Raw genomic sequence first — 3,159 nt, 5'->3', positions numbered from 1 at the left:
ATCCATGGAATTTCATAAATTTTTTGGATAAATTCACTTTCTAGATTTGCTCTTTTCTTTAAATATTCGCCAACTCTTATCGGAAAAAACAAACTTCTAAATTTTGATTCTCTAAAATAATCTACATAAGTCAACGACTTATTTACAATCACATTTTCATTTTTTATTTTTCCAGTAAAAATATTAACCAATTCTGTTTTTATGCCTTGAAAATGAGGTCCTCCATATAAATACAAAATAACTAACTCTCCTTCTCTTAGCTCAAATGGCGGTATAAAATACTCATTCGTTCTTATTCCTTTACTTTCTATTAGTAGTTCTTTCATTTTATCTTTATAAATGTTCATTCAAACCTAGACATTCAAATTTTTGATTTTGATCTTTAAGTACATAACTGCTTATAAATTCCCATAAACCACAATATAATCTGCATAAGACAACTTATCATTTAGCCAATTAATAAGTTTTTTTAAAAACATTTTCACTTTTTCATCATCAGTCTCAATCTGGTTTATTTTTTTGACGATTTCTTTACAGGTTTTGTTGTCAAAAAAATTATCCCCTAAAACATCAAATTCATCTTCAATTAAATTATTCCAAGGATTTTGTATTGGATAAACTGACTTAAAAGCTTCTATAACAATATTAAAATCCTCTGTTTGAATAAAAACTTCATTTCTTTTTTCAGTTCTATAAAACTCTCCTTCTGCATTTTCTGGCCATAAAATAAAACCGATTTTTGAAACTGGATTATTTCCTGTAGCTATAACAACTAGTTTTTGATTAATTCTTTCAATCGTTTTTGCTACATCATAATTGCAAATTTGATATTCTTTTCGTGCAGTTTCTTCATCACATTCAGTTTTTTCACAAATTTCCTTAATGTTTTCATTATGAAAATCTTGTTCAGAAAGTACAACATCACCATTATTCTTCTTTAAAAGCCGAATTGCTTCGTTTAAAGGAATCGAAATTTTAGTTCTTAATATTTTTACACTTTCATTCATACTTCGTTACAAATATTCATTCAATCCAAGTCTTTCAAATTTCTGTTTGTATTTTTGAATATATTGACTCCACTCTTCTTGATTTTTATAAACAGAAAAAGCATATTCAACGGTTTCTTTACTAAAATGATTTGCAAAAATGTTGTCCAAATATTCAATTCCCGAATCGATTACTTGTTTTAAAACCTGTAGTTTATCAATTCCAGTTGTTTTGCAAGCTTTATCCAGCCAAAGTCCTTTTCCAATTTTTACATATTCTATAAGAAGATTTTCGGTTATAAATTGAGGAGGAACATCGTTAATGTCTGGCTGATGTTTTCCGTTTTTAAAAACTAACAAAATCAATTCTTCCGAATAATAATCTTCTAGAATTAATCTCAACATTGTACCATTTTCTGCGGCTTTAAAAGAAAGTTCTTTGGTGATAAATTCATCAGGAATTACTTGAATTGCAAAACCATCTTTACTGACTAATTTTTCGCAAAGCTCAGGAGTTATTAAATCTTGATCGATAAAAGGCAAAGCATGAAATGTGTTACTTAATGCCAAATTGCAAAGTTCTTCGGTTTTAAATTCTTTCGGAACCAATTTAAGATCTCTGTAATTTGCCAAAACGCGATCACGCCAATATTCATAAGTTTTAGCTGGCGGATTATTTCGTTTTAAAACCAATTCGCCTCTTGCCAAATCTCGTTCTAATTCTTCAAAAGTTTCAATTAACGGATTATCGAGTAATTTTCGAAGTTCATTTGAGATAATTTCTTCGTCGGTTTCATCGTCATATTCGCATTCATTTTTTGGGTCAATTTCATCTCTATCATTATAATAAAACAAGTCTATTTTCTTTTGGGCAAATGCTGTATTATGATCGTTAACAATAAAAACTGGAGAATTTACAGAACCCAAACAATTAAAACTTCCATGATTGTAATACGTCATCACGACTTCTTTTGCTGTAACATTTCCTTTTATTTCAACATTTGCACCGCCAAGCAAAAGACTTTGGCAATTTACGCTTCCGCTAATGAAAACATACGGACCATAATCGCCTTCGGCATTAATAATTGAACCGCTAACAGAAAGATTTCCGTTTATAAAAACGCCTTCAATTCTTATTTCTTCGATCTTTTTAGCTGGAAGATTTAGCAATTTGGCAAGCCATTTTTTCTCTTTATCTTCATAAAGATCTAAATAAAAATTTCCTTCAAAATTGACATCTTCTTCTGCTGTTAGAAAAAAATCCTCGTCTTCCCATTCATCAAAATAATCGAACTTTTCATCTTCAATTAAAAAAGGATATTTGGCTTTGATTTCGGCTATTGTTGTTAATTTAAAATTCGAAGTCTGCATTTTATTGGTATTAATCGAAGTGATTTTTTGAATATCAAGATTACGTAATTCTAAATTCAAAACCAATTCGATAGTCAGAAAAATTGTATTTTTACTCCACAAAAAAGAACTTGCAACTGCAAACTTGTTTTCTGCATAAACCAAAAATGTAAAAGAATTTTAAATATCTTTGAATCATGAGCACAGCAATAAAACCAAAACATATCGGTAGAAACATTAGCCGAATTAGAGAACTGAGAGATATGAAACAGGAAGCGCTTGCGATTGCACTTGGTGTTAGTCAGCAATCTATTTCTAATCTTGAAGGAAGTGAAAACGTTGATGACGAAAAACTAAGCAGAGTTGCAGAAGCTTTGGGAGTTACACCTGAAGCAATAAAAAACTTTTCTGAAGATGCTGTTTTTAATATTATTGGGAATACTTTCGAAATAGAAAACAATACTGGTTCTTCTGTAATAAGTCATGGATGTACTTTTAATCCGATTGATAAACTTATTGAAACTTTTGAAGAGAATAAAAAACTTTACCAGCAGTTAATTCAAGCTGAAAAAGAGAAAGTGGCGCTTTTGGAAAAGTTGCTTGATAAGAAATAAATTCTAAGAAAGATATATTTAGAGAAAAAAACCGAAGCTCAATTCAAGCTTTGGTTTTTTTTATTAATCAAAGTTTGTCATTTCGAGGAACGAGACTCGAGCGATAGCGAATAGGCGAAGCAAATCTTCGTGAGAAACTCCCCTTCGAATATCATCAATCTTTGTCGAGTTACTTGCGAAGATTTCTCCTCCGTCGAAATGACAAGATT

Annotated in this window: 4 protein-coding genes; 1 reads left to right on the top strand and 3 read right to left on the bottom strand. The window is 30.1% G+C overall.

The window, feature by feature from the left end:
• The 3 genes from B3J44_RS01650 to B3J44_RS01640 all read right to left on the bottom strand — a co-directional run.
• The coding region (locus tag B3J44_RS01650; protein WP_286965204.1) for a hypothetical protein at positions 1–326 on the bottom strand (326 nt) is incomplete at its 3' end.
• A gap of 72 nt (positions 327–398) precedes the next feature.
• Positions 399–1,007: a hypothetical protein gene (locus B3J44_RS01645; RefSeq protein WP_286965202.1), complete on the bottom strand. Its 609-nt coding sequence runs from the start codon at positions 1,005–1,007 to the stop codon at positions 399–401.
• 6 nt (positions 1,008–1,013) lie between these two features.
• The gene (locus B3J44_RS01640) at positions 1,014–2,501 is read right to left on the bottom strand and encodes a polymer-forming cytoskeletal protein (RefSeq protein WP_286965200.1); all 1,488 of its coding nucleotides are present in this window, start codon (positions 2,499–2,501) and stop codon (positions 1,014–1,016) included.
• Between the two features lie 32 nt (positions 2,502–2,533).
• Between B3J44_RS01640 and B3J44_RS01635 the strand changes: the two genes are divergently transcribed.
• Positions 2,534–2,950, top strand: coding sequence for a helix-turn-helix domain-containing protein (locus B3J44_RS01635; RefSeq protein WP_286965199.1), 417 nt, complete (start codon positions 2,534–2,536; stop codon positions 2,948–2,950).
• The last annotated feature ends 209 nt before the right edge of the window (positions 2,951–3,159 follow it).

This window comes from Flavobacterium sp. UBA4854 (assembly GCF_002399805.1).
In the GTDB taxonomy this organism is placed as follows: Bacteria; Bacteroidota; Bacteroidia; order Flavobacteriales; family Flavobacteriaceae; genus Flavobacterium; species Flavobacterium ginsengisoli.
This window is presented reverse-complemented; position numbering and strand designations above follow the sequence as displayed.